Raw genomic sequence first — 25,705 nt, 5'->3', positions numbered from 1 at the left:
GCCACGCGGCGTGTCGACGTCGCCGGCAGCACGGGTGCCGTCCGGGCGGACGATACGCCGTGCCGGGCGACGGCCGCCGGTCGCGGCGAAAGACGCACGTCGGTCGCAGGGCGGCCGATCTGCCATCACGATGAACCGGCTGTCATACTCGGCTATTCTCCCCACGACCACGGCGCGAACGTCGAACGCGATCTCGCGCGCTCCCCAGTCACCCGAATTGCCGCTCATGCCAAACCCGACCTCGTCGACCGATCTCCCGACCGTCCTCCTCATCGCCGCCGCCGGCCTCCTTGGCCGCGCGGTTGCCGCATCGCTGGCCCGTGAATCGTCGTTGAATCTCATCGCAACGATCCGGAACCCGCAAGGCGCAGGCGCGAAACGCCTGGCGCTGCCCCCGGAAAACCTCGCCGAACTCGACGTCCTCGACGAGCCGGCCCTCGAACACCTCTTCGCCACCCGCCAACCGGCCGCCGTGATCATCTGCGCGGCCGAACGCCGCCCGGACGTCTGCGAACGCGACCCTGACGGCGCCCGCGCGATCAACGTCACCGCCCCGGCCCGCATCGGTGCGCTCGCCGCGCGCCACGGCGCGTGGACGCTCGGCATCTCCACCGACTACGTGTTCGACGGCAAGGCCGCCCCGTACCGTGAGGACGCCACGCCGAACCCGCTGAACATCTACGGCCGCACGAAGCTGGAAGGCGAGGCGGCCCTCCTCGCCGCGTCGCCGCTGTCGTGCGTGCTGCGTCTGCCGCTGCTCTTCGGCCCGATCGTCGACTGGAGCGAATCGGCGGTCACGAGCCTCGTGCCGGCGATTGCCGCCTCCGCGCGGCCGGGCGCCGACGCGGTCGGCATGGACGCATGGGCGATCCGTTACCCGACGTATACGCCGGACGTCGCGGACGTCATCCGCGACCTGACGCTGCGCCATCTCGCGGGCGCATCGATCACGGGCCTGCGTCACTGGTCGGGCGAGGAGCCGATGACGAAGTACGACATCGCGCAGCGGATCGCGGCCGCGCTCGGCATCGACGCATCGCTCAAGCGGATCGACCAGCCGACCGACGCGACGCCACGCCCGTACGACTGCCACCTCGACGCATCGCGCGTGCGCGCCGCCGGGATCGATCACGCGACCCCGTTCGATACCGCGCTGCGCGCCGTGCTGCGCGATGCGCCGCAGGTGCTGTAGGATCGGGCGCCGCTCGCGGCGCGCGCCGCACGGCCGCATCTGCCCATGGCGGCGGCCGCGCCATGAGTGCCGTTCGCGAGCGGGCACCGACCCGCACCTCATCGCCCCCCAAGGAGCCCGGCCATGCAACTGAAATGGCTCGAAGACTTCGTCGAACTCGCGCGCACGCGCAGCTTCACGCGCGCAGCGGAGAACCGCTTCGTCACGCATCCGGCGTTCGGCCGCCGTATCCGGTCGCTCGAGGAGTGGGTCGGCACGCGGCTGATCGCGCGCACGAAACCGCTCGAACTGACGGCGGCCGGCACCGTCTTCCTCGATGCCGCGTCGAACGCGCTCGACATCCTGCACGGCGCCCGCACGCAGCTTCAGGAAGCGGCGCCGGTGCTGGAAAACAACCTCCGGATCGCGACCGGCCGCACGCTCTCGGCCACCTTCTTCCCCGACTGGTACGACGACGCGGTTGCGCGCGCAGGCTTCTTCACGGCCACCGTGTCGACCGGCAGCGCGGAGGAAGCGATCCTGCAGCTCACGGCCGGCGACGCCGACATGCTGATCGTCTATTCGAGCCCGCATACGCGGCTGCTGATCGACCGCGACCGCTTCGACTGGCTGTCCGTCGCGCGCGAGGTGCTGGTGCCGGTCAGTGCGTTTGATGCGCGCGGCGGTGTGCGCTACCGGCTGCCGGCCGGGCAGGCGCCGGTGCCGTGGCTCGCGTTCGCGCGCACGCTGACGCTGCGCGCGGTGCTGGCGCGGCATCTCGCCGAAATGCCGAACCGCCCGACGCTGCGGCCCGTGTACCAGGCCGACTCGTACGAAGCGATCCTCGCGATGGCGCGTCGCGGGCTCGGCCTCGCGTGGCTGCCGCAGCGGCTCGTGGCCGACGACGTGCGGCGCGGCGAGCTCGCGATCGTCGGCGGCGCCGACTGGCAGATCGGCTTCGACATCGCGCTGTACCGGCGCCGGAACGATCCGCATCCGGTACTGGACGCGATCTGGCGCACCGCGCCGTCACGCGACGACGGCGACGCATAGCGTCCGCAGGCAGCGGCGCCGGGGCCCGCGCGCCGATCGGCACGATTGCGTGCCGAAACGGCACGAACGCCCGCTCCGCGTTGCCTACACTCCGCGCTTGACTGGCCCGAACGGCCGCCGGCAACGCCGCGCGCCGTCTTTCAAAATCCTGACGGCCAGCATTACCGGAGGAGCACAGGGATGACCCGCAACACGCACGCCGCAACGCCGGCCCCGCACAATCCGTGGCGCGAGATCTGCGCCGCGAGCATCGGCAACGCGCTGGAGTTCTACGATCTGCTGATCTACGGCTATTTCGCGATCGTCATCGGCCAGCTGTTCTTCCCCACGCACGACGCGGCAACCTCGCTGCTGCTGTCGGTGGGCACGTTCGGTATTTCGTTCATCACGCGTCCGCTCGGCTCGATCGTGCTCGGCAGCTATGCGGACCGCGCAGGCCGCAAGGCGTCGCTGACGATCTCGATCGGGCTGATGATGCTCGGCACCGCGATGATCGCGTTCGCGCCGACCTATGCGCAGATCGGCATCGCGTCGCCGCTGCTGATCATCGTCGCGCGGATGCTGCAGGGCTTCTCGACGGGCGGCGAATTCGGCGCGGCCACCGCGTTCATGGTCGAGCAGGCCGATGCGAAGCGGCGCGGCTTCTTCGCGAGCTGGCAGATGTCGACGCAGGGGCTCGCGACGGTGCTCGCGGCCGGCGTGTCGGCGCTGCTGAGCCTGCTGCTGACGGCCGACCAGCTGCATGCGTGGGGCTGGCGCGTCGCATTCTCGGTCGGGCTGCTGATCGGCCCGGTCGGGCTCTACATCCGCCGCAACATCGACGAACCGGCCGATTTCCGCCGGCTCGGCGAGAAGGGGCGCGCGAAGTCGCCGCTGCGCGACGTGTTCGCTCGCGATCGCGCGAACCTGCTGCTCGGCGCGGGTGTCGTCGCGACGGCCACCGCGTTCAACTACGTGCACAAGCTGTACATGCCGACGTATGCGGTCAAGCAGCTGCATATCCCGGCCACGTCGTCGTATCTCGGCGCGGTCGTCACGGGCTCGATGCTGATGGTCGCCGCGCCGGTCGTCGGGCACCTGTCGGATCGCTTCGGCCGCATCCGCGTGATGTTGATCGCGCTGATCCTGGTCGGCGTGACGACGTGGCCGCTGTTCGTCCTGCTGAACCGCTATCCGACGGTCGAGACGCTGCTCGCGGTGCAGGCGCTGGTCGGCCTGCTGATCGCGGTAAGCCTCGCGCCGCTGCCGGCGCTGCTCGCCGACATCTTCCCGACGAGCACGCGCGGCACGGGCCTCGCGCTGTCGTACAACTTCTCGGTGACGCTGTTCGGCGGCTTCGCGCCGCTGATCGTGACCTGGCTGATCGACGCGACGCACAACAAGCTGGCGCCGAGCTTCTACGTGATGGCGACGGCCGTGCTCGGGATCACGTCGGTGATCTCGCTCGGCCGCCGGATGCGCGGCGCGGCTGCCGCCGCCGCGCCGTCGGCGCGTGCAACCGAGGCGTGATGCACCGGCCCCGAACCCGATTCCGGCGCAACCGGCCCACGCCGGCTGCGCCTTTCCCGAACCCTGTTGAGCCTTTCCGACATGACCACGCTTGAAGCCATCCGTGCCGCGTTGCCGGCCTATCCGATCGAAGTGGCCTTTCCCGACATCTCGCGCTGGCGCGCGGGCAATACGGGCATCGACTATCTGCATACGTTCGACAGCGGCCGGCCCGGCAAGCACGTGATGATCCTCGCGCTGACGCACGGCAACGAAGTGAGCGGCGCGATCGCGGTGGACACGTTGCTGGCCTCGGGCCTGCGCCCGGCTGCGGGCCGCCTGTCGCTCGGCTTCGGCAACGTCGGCGCCTACGAGCACTTCAGCGCGGAGAACGCCGATGCGACGCGCTATCTCGACGAGGACATGAATCGCGTATGGACGCCGGCCGCGCTCGACGGCACGCGCGACAGCCGCGAGCTCGCACGCGCGCGCGCGATGCGTCCGCTGCTCGATACGGTCGACCTGCTGCTCGACATTCATTCGATGCACGAAGCGTCCGCGCCGCTGATGATGACCGGCCCGCTCGAGAAGGCGATCGCGCTGGCGGCCGCGATCGGCACGCCGGAGCACGTGATCGTCGATCGCGGCCATGCGAACGGCACGCGGCTGCGCGATTACGGCGGTTTCGGCGATCCGGCGAGCACGAAGAATGCGCTGCTGATCGAGACGGGCCAGCACTTCGCCGCGAGCGCACGCGATGTCGCGCTCGACAGCGCGGCGCGTTTCCTGCTGCATGCGGGCGTCGTCGCGCGCGACGACGTCGCAACGTTCCTCACGCAAGCCGCGCCGGTGCGGCAGAAGTTCGTCGAGATCACGGAGCCGGTCGTCGCGCGTTCGATGGACTTCCGGTTCTCGCAACCGTTCACGGGGCTCGAGGTGATCGAGAAAGCCGGTACCGAGATTGCCCGCGACGGCGACGACGTGATCGTCACGCCTTACGACAACTGCGTGATCGTGCAACCGTCGATGCGGCATCTCGGCGTGAACGTCACGATGATGCGGCTGGGGCGATTGCTGGATCGCTGACGGTGCCTGCCGGCGGGCCGGGTCGCGCATCGCGACGACACGCCCGGTCGACCGCTACGGTGCGAAACCGATGCCGCAGTGGCCGGTGAGTACCGTCGTCACGCCGTGGTTCGAAGCAGGTGACGGCCGGTTTTCCCGCGTGAGGTGCCCATCGTCGTGCGTGTGGACATCGACGAAGCCGGGCGTCCCGATCTGGCGGGCCGCATCGATTTCATCGATGCGGCGTGTCTGCCATCAGGCAACAGAAACGTGCAGGCGCACGTCCACATTGCCGCGCGTCGCGTTGGAATACGGGCAGGTGCGATGGGTGGCCTCGACGAGCTTGCGGGCATCGTCCTCACCGAGCCCCTGCACCTCGACGTACAGGTCGATGTCCAGCGCGTAACCGCCCTCGGCCGCCTGGCCAATGCCGACCTCGACCGAGGTTTGGCTCCCCGTGATCGGCAGTTTCATCTGTCTGGCACCCAGTGCCAGCGCGTTGTCGAAACAGGCCGCGTAGCCGAGCGCGAACAATTGCTCGGGGTTGGCCCCGGCCTTGCCCGCCCCCGGCATGGCCAAATCCAGCGCGAGGCTGCCATCGTCAAGTGCGGTACGGCCGGAACGCCCGCCGGTGGCGGTAGCGCGGGTTTTGTAGAAGATTTTCATGATGAGCTTGCTGGTGGAATCGGATGAGCGGCAATGAACAGCGGTCCGTGGGCCAGGTGTCCGCCCGCTGCCGGCGGCCGCAGTCGAACGTGCTTCCGTTCGGCTGCGCCCCGGGACGTCATGCCGTGCGATGCGCGGCGGTGGTGAGTACGATCTTGCCGATGTGAACACCCGAATCGAGCAGCTCGTGTGCTCCGCGCGCGTTCTCGAGCGCGAATGTCCGGTAGACGTGTGGCTTGACCCGGCCGGCTTCGATGTGCGGCCACATGGTCTGTTCGAGCTCGGCAATGATCGCGGCCTTTTCCTCGCTCGTACGAGAACGCAGCGTCGAGCCAACATGGGTGAGGCGCTTGATCATCAACGGCCACAGATCGAGCTCCTTCGCTGGCCCCTTGAGCACGCTCACCTGCAGGATGCGGCCGTTCATTGCCGCGGCCTGGTAGTTGCGCGCCACGTAGTCGCCCGCAATGATGTCGAGGATCACGTCCACGCCCTTGCCTTCGGTGAACTCGTCGACCTTCGCCACGAAGTCGTCTTCGAGATAGTTGATCGCGTGATCCGCGCCAAGGCTCAGGCTTGCCTCCTGGTGCGCCTGGGAGGAAACGGTCGTCATGATCTTCGACGCGCCCATGGCCTTCGCGATCATCGTCGCGGCCGTACCGATGCCGGAGGCGCCGCCATGAATCAGCACCGATTCGCCACGGCTCAGCTTGCCGCGCTGCATGAGGTTGAGCCACACGGTCATGAACGTTTCCGGCATCGCCGCCGCCTCGGTCACGTCGAGACCGGCCGGCAGCGTCATCGTGACGGCGTGGTTGGCAACCGCATACTCCGCGTATCCGCCGCCCGTCACCAGTGCACACACCAGATCGCCACGCTTGAAGCGCTGCACGTCGGAACCCACCGCGACGACCTCGCCGGCGATCTCGAGGCCCGGAATGTCCGATGCGCCCGGCGGCGGGTTGTACAGTCCCTTGCGCTGATATACATCCGGGCCGTTCACGCCCGCGGCGTGAACCCGGATCAGCACTTCATCCGCCTTGGGGCTCGGGATGGCGCGCTTGACGGGCACCAGCACCTCTGGGCCGCCGGGCCGGCTGATTTCGATCGCCGTCATCTCGGCGGGCATGGGGGAGAGCGCATCTGACATGGGGAAACCTCACTTCCGGTTTGGGGAGTAATCGTCGGGCATGCTTTAGCCCGTCGTTTAGTTGAATTCAGTATATGCTTGGCCCGTGAAGCTCTGGTGCAGCGATTTTCACAACAACATATGCAAATTTGCATCACATCGGGAGCCCATTCTTGAACTGGGATGACGCACGAATCTTTCTTGCCATCTACCGGGAACGCAGCCAGCGCGGTGCGGCGCGGATCGTCGGTCTCGACCAGGCGACTGTCGGCCGGCGCCTCGCGACGCTCGAGCGTGCACTCGGCGCGACGCTCTTTTTGCGTACCTCGAACGGGTATGTGCTGACTTCGGCGGGCGAAGTCGCACTACGTGCGGTGGAAAAGATGGAGCAGTCCGCCATCGATCTCGCGCGGCAGGTGCAGGGCGTGGACAAGCGCCTCGCGGGCGAAGTTCGCGTGACGACGACCGATTCGATCGGGGTCGAATTCGTGATGACGGCGATGCGCAACCTGCATGACGAGCACCCTGACGTACGCGTGCTGCTCGACACGTCCACGCAGGTGCATAACCTGGCAAAGCGCGAAGCCGACATTTCGGTGCGCACGATCAAGCCCGACAACCCCGACCTGCTCACGCGGCGCCTTGCCGCGTGGCACATGGGGCTGTTCGCATCGGCCGAGTATCTCGAGCGGCATGGCGAACCTGTTCCCGGCACCGGCTTTGACGGGCACGACCTCGTGTTCTACCTGCCGCACATGCAAACGCCCCGGCTGCTCACGCTGGTTGGAGAGCCGATTCACGCGGGGCGGATCGTATCCGGGCTGAATTCGAGCCTGATGCTTCGGGCTGCAGTGCGTGCCGGGCTCGGCATCGGTGAGCTGGCGGTGCCGATCGCGGAGCGCGACGGTCTCGTGCGCATCTGGCCGGACCGCGTCAGTGCCGTGACATATGAAGTGTGGATGGTGACGCACAAGGATCTGCGGCATACCGCACGTGTCAGTGCGATGATCGATCACATCGTGCAGGTTTTCGAAGAGGCACCGCAGGCACGTCGCACGCGGCGCTGAACGCCGTGAGCGTCGTGGCGTTTCAGCTGCTGGTCGGCTAGGGCGAGCCTGGAAAGGCACTGCCCGGTAGCGGCCTCGGAAACGCTGGTGCGTGACCGTCAGCCAGGGCCGATGATCAGTTCCGCACGGCCCGCGCATGAAGGTCTGCCGTTCGATGCGGAGCAGCCACTCGAATGATCGCGTGACACCGATGGCGGACGATGGCTTCCGGGCCGTACCCTGACCGACGACGAAAGGCGCGCTGCATCGTTCGAGTTCACCCATGCTGACGGCCGATGCCGAGCTATCGGGGTCATTCGTACGATATCCGGACCGAAGCCGCTATCGCTGGTGTAGCGGCCGTCCGGTACCCGTCGCGTTGCTCGCTCCGCTTTATCGGAACCGGCCCGGGATAGCGTGGCCATCCTGCTGACGCGGCTTGCACATCAGACCGAATCTGCACTCAAATTGCACGAATCTGCACTCGCTCGTGGGTGCGCCGGCGGCCTAAGATGCAGGCAAATCGAGGTGCCGCCGACGAGCCGATGCGTGACGTGGCGTGCGCCGAATCCCTTCCGATATCGGCATCCCGCAACGCCGCAACAGCAGAGGTACACCATGGCAGACTTGTTGACCGCATTCCTGAGCGAGCAGCAGATCATGATCCGCGACGCCGCGCGTCGCCTGGCCGTTGAAGTCGTAGAACCGACGGCCGCCGAGCGTGACCGCACCGCCGCGTGGCCGCACGCCGAACTGCAGACGCTGGCGGAAGGCGGCTTTCTCGGCATGCTCATCCCTGAACAATATGGCGGCGTCGGCGCGGGAATTCTCGAATTCTGCGTGGCGCAACAGGAGTTTGCGGCAGTCGATGCGGGGCTCGCCACCATTGTTCATGTTCACAACATCACCGCGATGTGCATTGCCACCCACGGCACGGAAGCGCAAAAGCGCGACCTGCTGCCGGCAATGGCAGGCGGCAAGGCGATTGGCGCGACGCTGATCACCGAACCGCAAGCCGGCTCCGATACGGCGGCGCTGCGTGCCACGGCACAGCGGGACGGCGATGTCTTCGTGCTGAACGGCACGAAGCAGTTCATTTCCAACGGTAGCGAAGCAGGCGTCGCCGTCGTGCTGGCGCAGACCGACAAGGCGATGGGCAAGAAAGGCTGGAGCGCGTTTGTCGTCGATCCCGGCCAGCCAGGCTATGAAGTCAGCCGCATCGAAACCAAACTCGGTCAGCACACGGCGCATACGGCGCAGATCGTGCTCGACCACTATCGTGCGCCGGCAAGCAGCTTGCTGGGCGAAGAGGGTAGCGGCTACGGCACCATTCTCGGAAGCCTGTCGGACGGCCGCATCGGGATCGCCTTCATTGCGGCAGGCGCCGCGCGAGGCGCGCTTGAAGCCGCGCTCCGCTATGCACGCGAGCGCGAAGTTGCCGGCAGACCGATTATCGAGCTGCAGGGCGTCGCGTTCGATCTGGCCGACATGGCCACGCAGGTCGAGGTGGCGTTTCAGTATTGCCTGCACGCCGCGCGCCTATGCGAAGCCGGGCTGGAATGCGGCAAGGAAGCGTCCATCGCGAAACTGTTCGCCAGCGAGATCGCGGAGCAAGTCTGCTCGCAGGCACTGCAGATTTTCGGCGGCTACGGCTACCTCACGGATTTCCCGGTGGAGCGCTATTACCGCGACGTGCGCGTCACGAAGATCTACGAAGGCACCAGCCACATCCAGAAACTGATCATCGCCCGTGCGCTCGCCTGAACGCCGATAACGCGCACGTTTCCGGAGGGGACATGCCATTGCCGCTTGAAGGTATCCGCATTCTTTCGCTCGCGGAACAGTATCCCGGCCCGTTTGCAACGCTCATCCTCGCGGATCTGGGCGCGGAAGTCGTCCTGGTCGAACGTCCGCCCGCGGGCGACCCGGCACGCGCGCAGCCGAATTTCCATGCGGCGCTGAACCGCAACAAGCGCGCCGTTGCCGTCGACCTGAAGACCGAGGCAGGCAAGGCGGCGCTACGCGGCTTGATCCCTGGCGCAGACGTGCTGTTCGAGGGGTTTCGTCCCGGCGTCATGGCGCGCCTCGGCTTCGGCTACGACGACGTCGCCGCGATCAACCCGCGTTGTGTGTACGTTTCGATATCCGGTTTTGGTCAGCATGGCCCCTATCGAAACAGGCCGGCACATGACCTGTCGTACCAGGCGATTTGCGGCCTGCTCTTTCGCCAGGCTGCAACCGGCAATCCCGAGCCGTTGCCGGAACTGGCCATCGGTGACCTGACGGCCGCGATGTTTGCCGTGGCGGGATGCCTCGCGGCGCTATATCAGCGTGCCGGGACGGGAAGGGGGTGCTACGTGGACGTGTCGATGACCGACGGGCTGGTGTCGTGGATGGCGGCGTCGCTCGGGCCGTTGATGAACGGCGGCCGGCCTGGTCTTGCCGAAATCAACGCGGAACCCGCATACGGCATCTATCGTTGCGCGGACAACCGTTTGCTCTCGCTGTCGATCGCTTATGAAGACTGGTTCTGGAAACCGCTGTGTGGGTTGCTCGAGATGCCGGATGTCGCCGATGCCGTGCACAGCGAGCGGGTGCAACACGAAATCCCGTTGCGCGGCCGGATCGGCGACGCTATTTCGCGGCGCTCGCGTGACGAATGGGCGGCGTTGCTGGACGGCGCCGGCATTCCGTGGGGGCCGGTCAACACGCTCGACGAGGTGGTGGCCGATCCGCACTTCAAGGCACGCGGCTTGTTTGCGCACGCTGCCGATCGCGATGGCCGACAACGCTGGCATGTGGCGCAGCCGTTGATGTTCGACGGCGTGCGTCCGGGCCCGGTCAGCGGTGTGCCGGTCGTCGGTGAGGACGATGAGGTCTTGTTGCCGCCGCAATAGCTGTGCTGCGACGTCTGCGCCGGTGCGCAAGTAGTTTTTTTCAGGGAACAAGGAGGAGAGTCGTCTTGAAAGTACTGGTAGCTGTAAAGCGCGTTGTCGATTCGAATGTGAAGGTTGGCGCGAAGTCGGATCAGTCGGGTGTCGACATCGCGAACGTGAAGATGTCGATGAACCCGTTCGACGAAATCGCGGTGGAAGAAGCGGTGCGCCTGAAGGAAGCGGGCGTGGCGACCGAAGTGATCGCCGTGTCGGTAGGCGTCGCGCAAGCGCAGGAAACGCTGCGTACGGCGCTGGCGATCGGCGCGGATCGCGCGATCCTCGTCGAGTCGAACGACAGCGTCGAGCCGCTGGCCGTCGCGAAGATCCTGAAGGCGCTGGTCGACAAGGAGCAGCCGCAACTGGTGATCCTCGGCAAGCAGGCCATCGACGACGATTCGAACCAGACGGGCCAGATGCTGGCTGCGCTGGCAGGCCTGCCGCAAGCGACGTTCGCATCGAAGGTGACGATCGCCGACGGCAAGGCAACCGTTGCGCGCGAAGTCGACGGCGGCGCGGAAACGCTGTCGCTGACGCTGCCGGCCGTGATCACGACCGACCTGCGCCTGAACGAGCCGCGTTACGTGACGCTGCCGAACATCATGAAGGCGAAGAAGAAGCCGCTGGAAACCGTGAAGCCGGAAGACCTGGGTGTCGACGTCGCGCCGCGTCTGAAGACGCTGAAGGTGGTCGAGCCGCCGAAGCGCGCAGCCGGCGTGAAGGTGCCGGACGTGAAGACGCTGGTCGAGAAGCTGAAGACCGAAGCCAAGGTGCTGTAAGAGGGAGCGGAAAGAAATGACGATTCTGGTGATTGCCGAGTACGACGCCCCGAAGGAAGCCCCCTTGGGGGGCAACGCGTCGATCAAGGCCGCGACGCTGAACACGGTGGCGGCGGCAGCCGAAGTTGGCAAACTCGTCGGCGGCGATATTCACGTGCTGGTCGCGGGCCACAACGCGCAAGCGGCAGCCGATGCGGCAGCGAAGATCGCAGGTGTGTCGAAGGTCCTCCTGGCCGACGCGCCGCAACTCGAAGCCGGCCTCGCGGAAAACGTCGAAGCGACCGTGCTGAACATCGCGAAGGATTACTCGCACATCCTCGCGCCGGCGACCGCCTACGGCAAGAACATCGCGCCGCGCATCGCCGCGAAGCTGGACGTCGCACAAATCTCTGAGATCACGGCGGTGGTGTCGGCCGATACGTTCGAGCGCCCGATCTATGCGGGCAACGCGATCGCGACGGTGCAGTCGGGCGATTCGATCAAGGTCGTCACGGTGCGTGCGACGGGCTTTGATCCGGTGGCAGCGGAAGGCGGCAATGCAGTTGTCGAGAAAATCGAAGCGGCAGCCGACGCCGGCAAGTCGCAGTTCGTGAGCCGTGAAGTGACGAAGCTGGACCGTCCTGAGCTCACCAGCGCGAACATCATCGTGTCGGGTGGCCGCGGTCTGGGCAGCGGCGAGAACTACACGAAGGTGCTGGAGCCGCTGGCCGACAAGCTGAACGCAGCGCTGGGCGCATCGCGCGCGGCAGTCGACGCCGGCTACGTGCCGAACGACTACCAGGTCGGCCAGACCGGCAAGATCGTCGCGCCGCAGCTGTACATCGCGGTCGGCATCTCGGGGGCAATTCAACATCTGGCCGGCATGAAGGATTCGAAGGTGATCGTCGCGATCAACAAGGACCCGGAAGCACCGATCTTCGGCGTCGCGGACTACGGCCTGGTAGGCGATTTGTTCGAGAAGGTGCCCGAACTGGTGAGCGAGCTGGGCAAGACGGACTGAATCCGGAAGCGCGATGCATTGGAATGGCATCGCGATGTATCGAAGGTTAGCCGAATTTCCATTCTGGTTAATTCGGAATCCTTTTAATAATGGTCGGGCAGTATAGAAATGCCGATTCGGCGGCTGGCCGACTCAGGAACGTCTCGACGCAGGAGGAAGGCAATGACTGACATTTATATCGTGGGCGTGGGCATGACCCGGTTCGGACGCCTGGTGGAACTGAGCGTGAAGGATATGGTGCGTCAGGCGACCGAGGCCGCGCTGAACGACGCGGGCCTCCAGAAGGGCGCGATCGAAGCGGCGTTCTTCGGCAACGCATCGCAAGGTCACATGGAAGGCCAGCAGATGATCCGTGGCGAGATTGCTTTGCGTGAGATGGGTATCGGCCGCATTCCGGTGGTCAATATCGAAAACGCCTGCGCCAGCGGGAGCAGCGCGTTCACGCTGGCGGTCAATCACCTGCGCGCCGGCGCCGGCGATTTGGCGCTGGCGGTAGGCGCCGAGAAGATGTTCTCGACGGATCGCGACCGCATGTTTTCCGTCTTCGACAGCGCGCTGGACGTATCGCGCGCGGCTGAAGTGCATGCCGACTTGCTCCGCATGGGCGACGGTGTCGACGTGCCGGCCGGCTCGACTTCGCCCAAGCCCTACAGCGTGTTCATGGACGTCTATGCAGCCTTCGCCCGCGCTCACATGAAGCGCTTCGGCACCACACAGCGCCAGGTTGCCGCGGTATCGGCCAAGAATCACCGGCATTCCGTGCACAACCCGCTGTCGCAATACCGGATGGCATACACCATCGAGGAGGTACTGGCCGCACCGCCCATCACCTACCCGTTGACGTTGCCGATGTGCTCGCCGGTGTCGGATGGTGCCGCCGCCGCCATTGTGTGCACCGGCGCCGCGCTGCGTCGACTGGGTCTCGATGCGAATCGTGCCGTGCGTGTGCTGTCGTCGGTCATTCAGACCGGTAGCGATCGCGACCATACGGACATCGAGAACCATCTCACCGTGCATGCGGCCAGACGGGCGTACGAGGCGGCTGGAATCGGGCCGCGAGACGTGTCGGTCGCGGAAGTGCACGATGCGACTGCCATGGGCGAAATCATCCAGATCGAAAACCTCGGCTTCTGCGAATTCGGCGAAGGCGGCCCGATCTCCGAGCGTGGCGAGACGGCCCTTGGCGGTCGTCTCCCCGTCAATCCGTCCGGCGGGCTGGAGTCCAAGGGACATCCGGTTGGCGCCACGGGGATCGCGCAGCTGCACGAACTGGTCACGCAGTTGCGTGGCGAAGCCGGGCCGCGTCAGGTCGACGGTGCGCGAATCGCGGTGGCCGAGAATGGCGGGGGACTGTACGGCGTGGAAGAGGCGGTGGCCTGCGTGACCATCCTCGGGCGCTGATCGCAGAGCGCCCCCGTGTGTTCTATTCGCGGCGACGATACGAGCCTGGGGTGCCGCCGGTCCATACCTTGAAGGCGCGATTGAAGGCCGTCGTATCCGCGAAGCCGAGCTGGGCAGCCAGCTCGGCTATCGGCGTCGAGCCTGAGCTCAGCCGCTCGATGGCCAGGTCGCGTCGCAATTGATCTTTCAGTGTCTGGAAGGTGATGCCCTCCACGGCCAGCCGCCGTTGCAGCGTACTGATCGACATGCAGAGGCGACGAGCCACGGCGTCCATGTCGGGCCACTCCGGTTCGCTTTGCAACAGCACCGCGCGCACGTGCGCGCGCGTGGCGTAGTCGCTCGGCTGCGGCAGAACGAAATTTTCCGGCGCGTGGCGGATCAGCGTGCGAAGTGCCGCTTCGTCGCGCCGCACCGGTGCATCGAGCGCGGCGGCGTCGAACCAGACCGCGGAGCGGGGCCGGTCGAACTGCACCCGGCAAGGAAACATGATGGTGTGGAAAGCGTCCCACGGTGACGACGCATAGCTGAAATCGGCGCGCTGCGGTGGCAACCGCTTTCCGGTGAGCCACGCGAGCATGTGCCAGAACACCCGCATCAACATGTCGTGAGCGATATGCCGGCGGGCTACGTCGTCGCGGGCGAACTGGAGCGTGAAGCCCGCAAGTGCGCCTTCGCGCGCGCAGTGAAGTGCGACGTCGTGCTGCAGCAGCCTGAACGTGTGGGCGGCGCGGCGCATCGCGATCTCGAGGGTGGGCGCACCGAGTGCCGAGCGGATGACCAATGCAAAGCTGCCGGGGCGCATCGGATGGGACAGGAACCCGATGCACTCGTCATTCAGTGCCTCGATCGATTGCCTCAACAGCAGCCCGTATTGCTTTGCGGTGATCCTCGCTCCGGGATCGGCCAGCAGAGCGTTGTCGATGCCGCTGGCTTCCAGCACGGCGGCGAGCATCGTGTCCGACAGCTTCCCCTGCTCCCTGGCGCCCGCCAGCGTACCGAGCAAGAGGCTGACCGGAATAGTATGTGAATCGGTAGGCATCCACGCAATTTAACCGGTTTTTCTGGAAATGGACAGTCGGATTGACCGGATCTGCAAAGAAGATGAATTGAAGCGCCACCGCTGGACGCCGCCGCTGCCATAAGATTTTTCATGAGCACTCGAACAGCGGACGGAGACCATGAACACGCAAGTACCAGCCGTACTCACGGCACATCGCAGTGGCGCGATCTGGATGACATTGAATCGCCCCGAGGCGATGAACGCCATTTCGCCGGAGATCATCCAGCGACTCATGCGAGGACTCGATCTCGCTGAAACCGCGAGTGACGTGCACGCCGTCGTGCTGACGGGCACGGGGCGAGCGTTCTGCGCCGGAGCCGATCTGAAATTTGTGCGCGGCACGGCCGATGCAGATGGCGCAGGGCGTTTCCTGGCGGATCTTCTGGTGTTGCTGAACCGGCTGGAAACATTTCCGAAGCCGGTGATCGGCGCCATCAACGGGACCGCATTGGCGGGCGGCCTGGAATTGATTTTGTGCTGCGATCTCGTCGTGGCTGCGCGCTCCGCGACTTTTGGCGACGCACACGCCAACTACGGCCTGTTGCCGGGGGGAGGCGGATCGGTGCGGCTGCCGCGCAAGATAGGGCCAACGCGCACGAAGTACCTCATGTTCACCGGCGAATTCGTGTCCGCCGAGTACATGCAGTCGGCCGGGCTCGTCAACGAGGTGACCGACGAAGCGGAGCTGTCGCAGGCCGTCGGCCGGATCGTGGCGGCCATTGCCGCAAAGAGCCCGATTGGTCTTGCCCGAATGAAAGCGCTCGTGAACGACGGGCTGCAGCAGCCGATGGAGGTGGCGTTGCGGCAGGAGTTGCTGATGAGCGCACTGCATGAACACAGCCACGACATGCGCGAAGGTCTGGCGGCCTTCGCAGAAAAACGCATTCCGCGGTTTGCGGGGCATTGACGGAACGGCCGGTCACAACCCGGCCGCCCAGGAGAGACGATATGAACCTGAAAGACAAAGTCGCCATTGTGACCGGTGCGGCATCCGGCCTTGGGTTGGCAACGAGCAAGGCGCTGGCCGCGGCCGGCGCGACCGTGGTGGGATTCGACCTCGACGGACGCACACCCGATAACGCCCCGGTTGCCGCGGTGACGAGCCTCGCCGTGGATGTCGCCGACGAGCCAAGCGTCAAGGCAGCGATCGACGAGGTTGTCCGCACCCATGGCGCCGTGCACATCGCGATCAATTGTGCCGGCATCCTCGGCCCCTGTAAGACGATTTCCAAAGGTGAGCTCTTCCCGACCACGCTGTGGAGCCGTGTGCTTGCCGTCAACCTGACCGGCACATTCAACGTGATCCGGCATGCCGCTCTGGCGATGACCGCCAATACGCCCGATGAAAGCGGCGAACGCGGCGTGATCGTCAATACGGCGTCGGGTGCGGCGAAGGCGGGACAGATGGGGCAAGCGGCATACAGCGCCAGCAAGGCCGGCGTGATCGGGATGACGCTGCCGATCGCGCGCGATCTGGCGGAACACGGCATTCGCGTCATGGCCATTTCGCCGGGGCTGTTCGAGTCGGGCATGTCGGCCGGCATGCCTGAAAAGGTGTCGGAGGGACTTGTCGGCAAGATGCTGTTTCCGCGTCGCATGGGTCACGCAGCCGAATTCGCCGGCCTGGTGCGTCACGTGATCGAGAACGGCTATCTGAATGCGCAGACGCTCGACATCGACTGCGGTACGCGCTGACCGGGCATCGACGTCCGGTTCGTCACGCGCCGGTCAGTGAGCAGAATCCGTAGCGCAGACGCTACGGCAACAAGAGGAGACAGACATGCAGTTGTCCGACTATTTCGACGCGGCAGTGTCGCGCAGCCCGACCGGTGAGGCGTTCGTCGATGGCGACGGCACCGTGCGCATCAACTTCACGGAAGCGCAACGGCTCGTTCATGCGGTTGCGCACGCGTTGAACGCAGACGATGCGTTGCGCGCCGGCGCGCACATCGCGATCTATGCGCCGAACGATTACCGCATCAGTGTGCTGCAGATTGCCGTGAACCGGGCAGGCATGGTCTGGGTTTCCGTGCATACGCGCAATGCCGTCGAAACCAATATTGCGGTGCTCGACTATGCGGATTGCGACCTGGTTTTTTTCCACAGCAGCTACGAGTCGCTGGTTCCCGCGCTGCAAGCCGGCCTGCCGCGCGTGAAGAAGTTTGTCTGCATCGATCGTGCGTCCGATCATGGCGAATGCCTGGTCGACTGGATCGACGCTCGTCGCGACGTGGTCAAGCCCGAGCCCGCTCCGGATCAGGATCGTCCGGCGGTGCTTCAGCCGACGGGAGGCACGACGGGCCCGTCGAAAGGGGCACTGCATACCAACCGGTCGCTTGAAATGAGCTTGATCTCGGTATTCGACGCGCTGGGGATGGACCACACGACGCGGGTTCTGGCCGTGGCGCCGCTCACTCACGCAGCCTGCTACGTGACGCTTGCCGCCACCGTACGAGGCGGCGCCACGGTCGTCTTGCCGAGCTTCGATGTCGACCAGGTGCTGGAGACCATCGCGCGCGAACGCATCACGCATCTGTTCCTGCCACCGACGATTGTTTACGCATTGTTGAGCGCAACGGCGCTCGACCGGACGGATGTCTCGTCGCTTCGTTGCATCGCCGTCGGCGCAGCGCCGATCGCACCCGAGAAACTGAAGGAAGCGGTACGCCGTTTCGGTCCGCTGATCCATGAAGTCTACGGGCAAAGCGAATGTCTCTTTCCGGTGGTGGCCAAGCGACCGTGCGACTATCTGCTCCCGTCAGGCGAGTTCGATGACGATGTGTTGCGCTCGGCCGGTCGCCCCGTGCCGTTCGCGCGGGTGGAAATCATGGATGACGCGGGCAATTGCGTCGGCTCCGGCGAACGCGGAGAGATTGTCGTGCGCTCGGCCATGGTGATGTCCGGCTACTACAAGCGGCCGGACGATACGGCGGCGATCTCTGCGTTCGGCTGGCACCATACCACCGACATCGGCATTCGCGACGCACGTGGCTTCATTACCATCGTGGATCGCAAGAAGGACATGATCGTCAGTGGTGGCTTCAACATATTCCCGGCGGAGATCGAAGCCGCGATCAATGCGCATCCGGCTGTGCTGGACTGCGCGGTGTTCGGTGTTCCCGACGAGAAGTGGGGCGAGGCGGTCAAGGCCATCGTCCAGCTCAAGCCGGGCCAGCATGTCTCGGAAGCGGAGCTTGTCGATCTGTGCAAGCAGACGCTGGGAAGCGTGAAAGCGCCGAAGTCGGTGGAATTCTGGGGTGATCTGCCGCGCAGTGCCGTCGGGAAAGTGCTCAAACGCGAGATTCGTGCACGCTTCTGGGAGGGGCGGTGGCGATCGGTTTGAGGTGTCGCGTCATTGAACGGATGCCCGGCACGCATTCTGACGCTCGGAGAATCGGGTCCGCGCCCATGGCCCGGATTCGCAATCGGTGGCCGAGGCGCCATGATGGTTGTCCAGCGCATGCCTGGCGTTTGAATGTCTCGCAACGCGCAGCGCCGAGAGTCTCCCCATGGCCGAACCCGGACTGTCTGGCGCTGCGACCTTGCAAACGCGTTCATGATCCGTGCATGCAACGAGGCACGTGCACGGCGCAACGAACCGCCGCCACCTCGACCGCTACGCCAACCGCAGATTTCGCGGCCCATCCCGCTCGTGGCGCGGGGCGTGAGGCTTGAGGCTTGAGGCGATCGCCATGGGTGCCGCGGCGGGAGGGTTGGGGGATCGTGTAGCGGGCATGCAGGTGTCATGTTGCTCGGTGTCGACACCGCAGCCCGCGATGGCGCCGGATTCAGGATGTCAATCCAGCTCCGAGCTCGACGCACGGTTAATCGTCGAGCGTTCTAAGGATGATTAGCGAACGGCAAAGCGGGTCGCCGGCGAGCCGTTCGCACAATTATTTCCATAGATAAACAGATTCCTGTTTTCCGAATATACCTGGTAAATAATTGGATAAACTTCCTTGGCGCTGAACGAGTAGACCCCGTCGTTAATGGTCACCAGCAGGTTGCCGGTGGTGTCGGTTTCGATCTTGTCGATCTTGCCGGCTTTGCAAAGCGCCTGTGCGGACGCGCACGTGGAGGCGAGCATCAGTGCTGAAAACAGCACGGTTGCAATCTTCTTCATGACTTTCCTTTGGTATTGAATGAGTGAATGCGATTTGACGACGTCGGTCACGCCCGGGAAGACGTGTCTGTCTTTCCGGATTGCTGATTCACAAATGCGTGGAAACCAACGGTGACCTGATAAGGCGGAAACTTTGCGACAAGGCACGAATGAAATGATTCGTGCTGCGCCTCCGTATTTCGTTGATCTTTGATTCGCGGTGTTGCGGCGCACAACACAGACTATTTATTTGATTTTGATGGCGCCAATCGAATTAATTTATCGTTAATCAAATTCGATAATTTTTTGTTTGAATGTGATTTCATTGAATTCTGCGCGTGGTTATTTTTGTTTTTTGATTGTTTCGATATTTAGATGATCGGCGATGAATGTTGATTCGTGGCCGTCCGGAAAGACGCTACACTGCGCGGGTTCCCGAGCGCATCGGGAGCGTCAGGACATCGTGCACACGTGTCAGGAACCGGCAACGCATGCTGCCGAGTCCCGCCGCAGCGGCCGTGTGCTTTCTCGCGTCGCAGGCCGCCTCCCTCATTGCCGGGGCGGACCTTCTGGTCGATGGAGGCTGGGTTGCGAAATGAACCGGTCGATCACGCGTTCGGGCCGGCACGGTCCGGCGTGACGGGCTTCCTCGCGGCACCCGCCGGTCGCTTCGTGACGGCACTGACCGCGACTTGCCTGTGGGGCAGCGCGTTTCCGGTCGTGAAGGTCGGATACGGGATGCTGGGCATACGGCGCGACGACACATTCCGGCAGATCGAATTCGCGGGCTATCGCTTCGTCCTGGCGGCACTGCTGCTGTTCGCGTTGATGGCCGTCGCACGCGTTCCTCGGCCACCGTTGAGCCGGACTACGGTCGTGGCGATCGTGCGGGTGGGCGTCGTACAGACCTTCCTGCAATACGTGTTCTTCTACGCGGGGATTGCGCTCAGCAGCGGCATGGAAGGCTCGATCATTGCCGGCACCCTCACGTTCTTTCAACTGGGCCTCGCGCACGCGATGCATGCCGACGACCGCATGACCGCGACCAAGGTCGTTGCCGCCGTTCTGGGTTTTGCCGGCATCGTCTTCTACCACGTGATGGCCAATGGCTACGCATTCACGATCGGAAGCGGCGAGGCACTGATGTTGTCGGCGATGTTTTTTGCCGCGTTGGGCAACATGCTGAGCAAGCAGGCGGCTCCCGCGATCCTGCCCGTCCTGCCGCTCACCGCGATGCAGATGCTGCTCGGCGGTGTTGCCCTGATCGCGGTCGGCGGCGCGAAAGCGGGCGTCGCGCCGTTCGACTTCTCGCCCGGGTCGGTGCTCGTGCTGGCGTATCTGGCGTTCGTATCCGCCGCCAGCTTCCTGTTGTGGAACAGCCTGATGTCCTACAACAAGGCGGGCGCGGTATCGATCTACCTGTTCCTCGTGCCGATCTTCGGCGTCCTGTTGTCGTCTGCGCTGCTGGGGGAGCCCTTGCGGTGGTACGTGGTGCCGGCGCTCGTGCTGGTCGTGATCGGGATTGCGCTGACGCACGCCGGCACGGCCGGCCGCGCAATCGTGCCGAGCAGCGCCGGGCACGGCGATCGATCGTGACGCGGCGCCCGGCCGCGTTCATCTTGACGTCAATGGAAAAGCGCTACACTGCGCGAGTTCCCGGGCACACCGGGCGCATCAGGACACCGGGCCCGCGTATTGCAAACACGTGGCGATGTAATCGCCCGCGCCCTGACGCATTCGAACAAATCACGAGAGAAAGAGAGGGCCCATGCTGACACGTCTTCGTATCGGACTCGATCGCGCGCGCGACCTGCGCGAAGCGGGACGACCGTCTCCCATCCAGCCGCGGCCGCAGCCGAGCGAGCTGGTCGACCTGAGCGCGAAACGCGCGATGTGGCGCGTTGCCGTTCCGGGCCAGGCCGACTGCTATATGGCGGCGACGCCCGCCGAAACGGAGCGCTTCGTCGTACATCTCGACGCCCAGAAGTTCTACGGCCTGTGGCTCGGCACGAGCCCGACGTTTCCGCAACTGAACTCGCAGGACTGCGTGCCGCGCCGCGTCATGCCGCTCGACAGCAAGTTCGCGTCGGCCGCCGCCGCGTTCCGGGCCGGCCGCCTCGAACCGGTGGCGCTGCCGCCGGTCGGCTACTGGCTCGAGGGAAGCGGGTATGAAGTCGCGATGAGCAACGGCATGACGCGCACCTTCTGGCTGCTCGCCAACCGCGTGCGGTCGTTTCCGGTCAGCGTCGACAACGCGACCTGGGCCACGATGCTGAACAACATGACCGGTGTCGGCGTCGCGCCGATCGCGTACCGCGAACTGTTTTCCCGGCACGCGTAGGTCGTTCGCCGCGATCCGGCGCGCCGCTGCGGCGCCGGATCGCCAGCGGGTTTGACACGCCGCGTTCGCGGCCATTAAAGTCGCATCGCGGGCCGGTGGGTCAAGCACACGCCCGGAACAGGCAGCCGATGTTCCAGGACTACGGGGCTACCCCGTGGATCAGATCGACACCCCGATGCGTCGCAAGGAGGAACGTTGCGCGTTGCGCAACGCCACTCCTCGCAGCACCAGTCACGTTGGCTCATCGTCCCGCCCATCGATTCCCATGTCCGGTTCCCTGTTCGACACCACCCGCACGATTGCCGAAGCGATGCTGGCCGGTGCGCCCGAACGCGCCGGCGTCCTGTCCCGGATGGCGGCCGTGCTCGGCGGCGCGCCGCCGTGGACGCACGAAGTCGCGGATGCCGCGCTCGCACGCTTCGGTGCGCGCTGGGCCGACGTCGACATCGATGCGCTTGCGGCGGACCTCGCCGATGCACCGGCTTTCGTGCTCGCCTGGTATGGCAGCGATCGGCCTGCCGCGATCCGCGTCGTGCGGCGGCCGCTCGTCCAGCGGGCGTTGCCGGCGCCGCTCGCCGGCTGCGACGTGCCGCAATGGGCGACGCCCGGCGATCTTGCCGGCTGGCTCGGCGTGAGCGTGGCGGAACTCGACTGGCTGTCCGACCACCGGCGCGTCGACGCGCGCAGCAGCGCCACGCCGCTGCATCACTACACGTACGTCGCGCACGACAAGCGCAGCGGCGGCAGCCGCCTCGTCGAAATCCCGAAAGGCCGGCTGCGCGAAGCGCAGCGTCGCATCCTGCACGGGCTGCTCGATCGCATCGCGCCGCACGGTGCGGTACACGGCTTTCGCAAGGGGCACGGGATCGTGTCGTTCGCGTCGCCGCACGCGGATCGCGATGTCGTCGTTCGTTTCGATCTCGCGGATTTCTTCGTATCGGTACGCGCCGCACGTGTGCACGCGCTGTTCGTGACGCTCGGGTATCCGGCCGAAGTCGCGCGCACGCTCACCGGGCTGTGCACCAACCGCGTGCCGTCCGCGCGGCTGCTCGCGCCGGACCTGCGCGACCGGTTCGACTGGATCGGCCGCCAGCGCTATCGCGAGCGGCATCTGCCGCAGGGGGCGCCGACGTCGCCGGCGCTGGCGAACCTGAGCGCGTTCCGGTTCGACCTGCGGCTCGCCGCGCTCGCGCGTTCGCTCGGTGCGACCTACACGCGCTATGCCGACGATCTCGCCTTTTCCGGCGACGGCACGCTGGCGCGCGACGTCGAGCGGCTGCAGGTCCGGGTCGCCGCGATCGCGCTCGAAGAGGGCTTTGCGCTGCAACTGCGCAAGACGCGTGTCATGCGGCGCGGCATGCGCCAGCACCTGGCCGGCGTGGTCGTCAATCGTCATCCGAACCTGGCGCGCGATGAGTTCGATCTCCTGAAGGCCATCCTGACCAACTGCATCCGGAGCGGCCCGGCATCGCAGAATCGCGATGCACATCCGGACTTCCGCGCGCATCTCGCCGGACGCGTCGCGCATGCGGCCGCGCTGAACGCGGCGCGCGGCGCGAAGCTGCGCGCGTTGTTCGACCGGATCGCGTGGGAAGCCTGCGACGTCGGCCGGTAAGCGGCCCGTTTCGCATCGACGCCGGCCGACGACTTCTGCAATACGACGCCGAGCACTGCTATCATTCGCGCCATGCCGCGCCAGTGCCATGGTGCGGCGCTTACTTGCCGCAGCCGTTCGCCGTACCTTCGTACGCGGCGGGCTGCGCGTTGCCGGCCCGGTCCTGTCTGTCATTGATTGACGCGCGACGTCGTTTAGTGCGTATTGCGCAAGCCATGCCGGCTCAGGCAAACGATTCACACATGCGACAGCCCCCATCGGCGGAACTTCGTGGTAGGTTCCGCCATCGGAGCTTTTTGCGAAAACATGCCCAAAGAGGATGAATACATGACCCAGGCCCTGCAGGAACTCGAAGCACAACTTCGGGACCTGAACATCAAGCTGTCGGATGCGAAGCAGAAGGAGAAGCAAGCCGCGCTCGCGGCATTCAAGGAACAGGTCGAGCTTTTGGGAATTTCGCAGCAGGAAGTGCTGAGCGCGCTTGGCTATATCGTCCAGCGCAAACGCAAGGCCCCTGCCAAGTACTACGATCCGACGACCGGCCGCTCATGGTCGGGTCGCGGCCCGCGACCGAAATGGCTCGAAGGCAAGGATCTCGACACGCTCGTCGTTGACCGCGAGGCCAAGGCCTGGTGGCCCGGAGACGATCAGGGCTGAAGCCGGCCCGGCCGCCAGGCCACCCGGCGCCGTCCGGTTCGCGCTAGCGGGCCGGCCGGCAACACGCCGCCGGCATGCGGCTTTTCATCCGGTGTCCGGCCTGACCGCGACATCGCCGGGTTCGCCGCCGACACCGGCCCACCGTTTCCCCGTTCATTGCCCGCCGATTCCCGCCTGCCGCTCCGCAAGCAGGCGCCGACGCATGTGCGGACCGCCGCCGCCGGCCCGCGCGCCGGGGCGCCGCTCGCGGGCCCAGGCCTTAGAATGTCGCCGGACAATCGTGGCAGGACACCATGGCAGCAAACATGAAATCTTCGTCGCTCGGCGGCCCGTCGGCCCCGCGCGTGGAGCAGGTCGGCGCGTACGCGTGGAAAGCGCTGGCCGGATCGGCGATCGGCTATGCGATGGACGGCTTCGACCTGCTGATCCTCGGCTTCATGCTGCCGGCGATCACGGCGGCGCTGCATCTGACCTCCGGGCAGGGCGGCGCGCTGGTCACGTGGACGCTGATCGGTGCCGTCGCGGGCGGCATCCTGTTCGGTGCGCTGAGCGACCGTTACGGGCGCGTGCGCGTGCTGACCTGGACGATCCTGCTGTTCGCGATCTTCACCGGGCTGTGCGCGTTCGCGCAGGGCTTCCAGGATCTGCTCGTGTACCGCACCATCGCGGGCATCGGGCTGGGCGGCGAGTTCGGGATCGGCATGGCGCTCGCGGCCGAAGCGTGGCCGGCCAGCAAACGCGCACGCGTGTCGTGCTACGTCGCGCTCGGCTGGCAGGCCGGCGTGCTGCTGGCCGCACTGCTCACCCCGTTCCTGCTGATGCACATCGGCTGGCGCGGGATGTTCCTGGTCGGCGTGCTGCCCGCGGTGCTCGCCTGGGCGATGCGCAACAAGCTGCACGAACCGGAAGCGTTCGTGCAGCGCGCGGCACAGCCGCAGGCCAACGCGTTCCGCCTGCTCGTCGCGGACGGCCGCACCGCGCGCACGAGCCTCGGCATCGTGATCCTGTGTTCGGTCCAGAACTTCGGCTACTACGGGATCATGATCTGGTTGCCGACCTTCCTGTCGAAGCAGATGGGCTTTTCGCTGACGAAGTCGGGGTTGTGGACGGCGGCGACGGTCGTCGGGATGATGATCGGCGTCTGGGTGTTCGGGCAGATGGCCGACCGCATCGGGCGCAAGCCGACGTTCCTGCTGTACCAGCTCGGCTCGGTCGTGACGGTGCTCGCGTATGCGCGGCTGTCGGACCCGACGGCGATGTTGTGGGCCGGTGCGCTGATGGGCATGTTCGTCAACGGGATGGTCGGCGGCTACGGGACGCTGATGTCGGAAGGCTATCCGACGGCCGCACGCGCTACCGCGCAGAACGTGCTGTGGAATATCGGCCGTGCGGTCGGCGGCTTCGGGCCGGTCGCGGTCGGCGCGCTGGCCGCGCACTACTCGTTCCAGACGGCCATCGCGCTGCTCGCCGGCCTCTATGTGCTCGACATGGTCGCGACGCTGTTCCTGATTCCCGAGTTGAAGGGCGTCGAGCTCGAATGAGCGCGCCGATCGCGCGCAACACAACGACTTCACTAAAAACCACGATGCAACAGAAGAACAGGACGATCGGCGTGATGGGCTCGGGCAAGGCGCCGTGGCTCGCGTTTTCGGAGCCGCTGGGCGCCTGGCTCGCGCAGGCCGGCTTCAACCTGCTGACGGGCGGCGGGCAGGGCGTGATGCTGGCGGTCGCGCGCGCGTTCGCCGGCGTGCCGGAGCGGGCCGGCCGGTCGATCGGCATCGTGCCGACGCAGGCCGATCCGCTCGCGGGCTTCGTGCCGCTCGACGGCTATCCGCATCCGTTCGTGGACATCCCGATCCTCACGCCGCTGCCGCGCCGCGAGCCGGACGCCGCCCCCGATACGATCAACCGCAACTACGTGAACGTGCTGAGCAGCGACCTGATCGTCGCGCTGCCGGGCGGGCACGGCACGGCCCAGGAGATCGCGCTCGCGCAACGCTGGCGCAAGCCGCTCGTCTGCTTCGGGCCGGACGGTGCGTTTCGCGAACTCGCGGCGGGGGCGACGTGCACGTCGTCGCTCGACGAGGTGATCCGCTTCGTGGAACATGCGTTTTCGGCGGAGCAGGCGCTGCGATAGTTCACGCGGCAGCTGCCGGTCGCGCGCCATCACCGCTCATGAAGTTGCCGTGCCGCCGGCGC

General features: G+C 65.8%; 24 protein-coding genes. 19 read left to right on the top strand and 5 right to left on the bottom strand.

What is annotated here, in order from left to right:
* Positions 1-226: 226 nt before the first annotated feature.
* From BDI24065_RS11125 to BDI24065_RS11110, 4 genes are all read left to right on the top strand, one after another.
* The gene (locus BDI24065_RS11125) at positions 227-1,192 is read left to right on the top strand and encodes a dTDP-4-dehydrorhamnose reductase family protein (RefSeq protein ID WP_175031283.1); all 966 of its coding nucleotides are present in this window, start codon (positions 227-229) and stop codon (positions 1,190-1,192) included.
* 123 nt (positions 1,193-1,315) lie between these two features.
* Positions 1,316-2,224 (top strand): LysR family transcriptional regulator, encoded by a 909-nt coding sequence (locus BDI24065_RS11120; protein WP_175031282.1) that lies wholly within the window; start codon positions 1,316-1,318, stop codon positions 2,222-2,224.
* Between the two features lie 180 nt (positions 2,225-2,404).
* On the top strand, positions 2,405-3,733 hold the full coding sequence (locus BDI24065_RS11115; protein WP_175031281.1) for an MFS transporter: 1,329 nt from the start codon (positions 2,405-2,407) through the stop codon (positions 3,731-3,733).
* An 81-nt stretch (positions 3,734-3,814) separates the two neighbouring features.
* Positions 3,815-4,798: a succinylglutamate desuccinylase/aspartoacylase domain-containing protein gene (locus BDI24065_RS11110; protein ID WP_175031280.1), complete on the top strand. Its 984-nt coding sequence runs from the start codon at positions 3,815-3,817 to the stop codon at positions 4,796-4,798.
* Positions 4,799-4,852: 54 nt separating this feature from the next.
* Here the strand turns inward: BDI24065_RS11110 and BDI24065_RS11105 are convergent, their stop codons facing one another.
* The 3 genes from BDI24065_RS11105 to BDI24065_RS11095 all read right to left on the bottom strand — a co-directional run bounded on the left by BDI24065_RS11105 (position 4,853) and on the right by BDI24065_RS11095 (position 6,593).
* Entirely contained in the window at positions 4,853-5,008 is a 156-nt protein-coding gene (locus BDI24065_RS11105) for a hypothetical protein (RefSeq protein WP_302479457.1), read from the bottom strand.
* Positions 5,009-5,032: 24 nt separating this feature from the next.
* Positions 5,033-5,443 carry an organic hydroperoxide resistance protein gene (locus tag BDI24065_RS11100; protein WP_175031279.1) on the bottom strand — a complete coding sequence of 137 codons (411 nt, stop codon included), beginning with the start codon at positions 5,441-5,443 and terminating at the stop codon, positions 5,033-5,035.
* 118 nt (positions 5,444-5,561) lie between these two features.
* Complete coding sequence (locus BDI24065_RS11095) at positions 5,562-6,593, bottom strand: NAD(P)H-quinone oxidoreductase (RefSeq protein ID WP_254609728.1); 1,032 nt, start codon at positions 6,591-6,593, stop codon at positions 5,562-5,564.
* Positions 6,594-6,745: 152 nt separating this feature from the next.
* Here BDI24065_RS11095 and BDI24065_RS11090 point away from each other — a divergent pair, with 152 nt between their 5' ends.
* The 6 genes from BDI24065_RS11090 to BDI24065_RS11065 all read left to right on the top strand — a co-directional run bounded on the left by BDI24065_RS11090 (position 6,746) and on the right by BDI24065_RS11065 (position 13,731).
* On the top strand, positions 6,746-7,639 hold the full coding sequence (locus tag BDI24065_RS11090) for a LysR family transcriptional regulator (RefSeq protein ID WP_175031278.1): 894 nt from the start codon (positions 6,746-6,748) through the stop codon (positions 7,637-7,639).
* Positions 7,640-8,236: 597 nt separating this feature from the next.
* Entirely contained in the window at positions 8,237-9,382 is a 1,146-nt protein-coding gene (locus BDI24065_RS11085) for an acyl-CoA dehydrogenase family protein (RefSeq protein ID WP_175031277.1), read from the top strand.
* 32 nt (positions 9,383-9,414) lie between these two features.
* Positions 9,415-10,515 carry a CaiB/BaiF CoA transferase family protein gene (locus BDI24065_RS11080; RefSeq protein ID WP_175031276.1) on the top strand — a complete coding sequence of 367 codons (1,101 nt, stop codon included), beginning with the start codon at positions 9,415-9,417 and terminating at the stop codon, positions 10,513-10,515.
* 65 nt (positions 10,516-10,580) lie between these two features.
* A complete protein-coding gene (locus tag BDI24065_RS11075) occupies positions 10,581-11,330 on the top strand; it encodes an electron transfer flavoprotein subunit beta/FixA family protein (protein ID WP_175031275.1) in 750 nt (249 codons plus the stop codon).
* A 16-nt stretch (positions 11,331-11,346) separates the two neighbouring features.
* Positions 11,347-12,330: an electron transfer flavoprotein subunit alpha/FixB family protein gene (locus BDI24065_RS11070; protein ID WP_175031274.1), complete on the top strand. Its 984-nt coding sequence runs from the start codon at positions 11,347-11,349 to the stop codon at positions 12,328-12,330.
* A 162-nt stretch (positions 12,331-12,492) separates the two neighbouring features.
* Entirely contained in the window at positions 12,493-13,731 is a 1,239-nt protein-coding gene (locus BDI24065_RS11065; RefSeq protein WP_175031273.1) for a thiolase family protein, read from the top strand.
* Between the two features lie 22 nt (positions 13,732-13,753).
* On the opposite strand, the gene BDI24065_RS11060 is transcribed toward BDI24065_RS11065, so the two are convergent.
* Entirely contained in the window at positions 13,754-14,734 is a 981-nt protein-coding gene (locus BDI24065_RS11060) for an AraC family transcriptional regulator (RefSeq protein ID WP_254609727.1), read from the bottom strand.
* Between the two features lie 175 nt (positions 14,735-14,909).
* Between BDI24065_RS11060 and BDI24065_RS11055 the strand changes: the two genes are divergently transcribed.
* The 3 genes from BDI24065_RS11055 to BDI24065_RS11045 all read left to right on the top strand — a co-directional run bounded on the left by BDI24065_RS11055 (position 14,910) and on the right by BDI24065_RS11045 (position 18,134).
* Positions 14,910-15,698: an enoyl-CoA hydratase/isomerase family protein gene (locus BDI24065_RS11055; protein ID WP_175031271.1), complete on the top strand. Its 789-nt coding sequence runs from the start codon at positions 14,910-14,912 to the stop codon at positions 15,696-15,698.
* Between the two features lie 41 nt (positions 15,699-15,739).
* Positions 15,740-16,486: an SDR family NAD(P)-dependent oxidoreductase gene (locus BDI24065_RS11050; RefSeq protein WP_175031270.1), complete on the top strand. Its 747-nt coding sequence runs from the start codon at positions 15,740-15,742 to the stop codon at positions 16,484-16,486.
* An 85-nt stretch (positions 16,487-16,571) separates the two neighbouring features.
* On the top strand, positions 16,572-18,134 hold the full coding sequence (locus BDI24065_RS11045) for a class I adenylate-forming enzyme family protein (protein ID WP_175031269.1): 1,563 nt from the start codon (positions 16,572-16,574) through the stop codon (positions 18,132-18,134).
* Positions 18,135-18,641: 507 nt separating this feature from the next.
* Here BDI24065_RS11045 and BDI24065_RS11040 read toward each other — a convergent pair.
* Entirely contained in the window at positions 18,642-18,914 is a 273-nt protein-coding gene (locus BDI24065_RS11040; protein WP_175010921.1) for a hypothetical protein, read from the bottom strand.
* A 567-nt stretch (positions 18,915-19,481) separates the two neighbouring features.
* Here BDI24065_RS11040 and BDI24065_RS11035 point away from each other — a divergent pair.
* The 6 genes from BDI24065_RS11035 (at position 19,482) to BDI24065_RS11010 (ending at position 25,643) form a co-directional block, all read left to right on the top strand.
* Entirely contained in the window at positions 19,482-20,489 is a 1,008-nt protein-coding gene (locus BDI24065_RS11035; protein ID WP_175031268.1) for a DMT family transporter, read from the top strand.
* 172 nt (positions 20,490-20,661) lie between these two features.
* Positions 20,662-21,234, top strand: a complete 573-nt coding sequence (locus tag BDI24065_RS11030) for a plasmid fertility inhibition factor family protein (protein ID WP_175031267.1) — start codon at positions 20,662-20,664, stop codon at positions 21,232-21,234.
* A gap of 265 nt (positions 21,235-21,499) precedes the next feature.
* Positions 21,500-22,849: a reverse transcriptase family protein gene (locus BDI24065_RS11025; protein ID WP_175031266.1), complete on the top strand. Its 1,350-nt coding sequence runs from the start codon at positions 21,500-21,502 to the stop codon at positions 22,847-22,849.
* Between the two features lie 327 nt (positions 22,850-23,176).
* Positions 23,177-23,506, top strand: a complete 330-nt coding sequence (locus tag BDI24065_RS11020) for an H-NS histone family protein (RefSeq protein ID WP_069750690.1) — start codon at positions 23,177-23,179, stop codon at positions 23,504-23,506.
* A gap of 293 nt (positions 23,507-23,799) precedes the next feature.
* Positions 23,800-25,047, top strand: coding sequence for an MFS transporter (locus tag BDI24065_RS11015; protein WP_175031265.1), 1,248 nt, complete (start codon positions 23,800-23,802; stop codon positions 25,045-25,047).
* A 44-nt stretch (positions 25,048-25,091) separates the two neighbouring features.
* Positions 25,092-25,643: a DNA-binding protein gene (locus BDI24065_RS11010; RefSeq protein WP_175031264.1), complete on the top strand. Its 552-nt coding sequence runs from the start codon at positions 25,092-25,094 to the stop codon at positions 25,641-25,643.
* Positions 25,644-25,705 lie beyond the last annotated feature (62 nt).

Origin of the sequence: Burkholderia lata, assembly GCF_902499025.1 — a bacterium.
GTDB lineage: Bacteria > Pseudomonadota > Gammaproteobacteria > Burkholderiales > Burkholderiaceae > Burkholderia > Burkholderia lata_C.
This window is presented reverse-complemented; position numbering and strand designations above follow the sequence as displayed.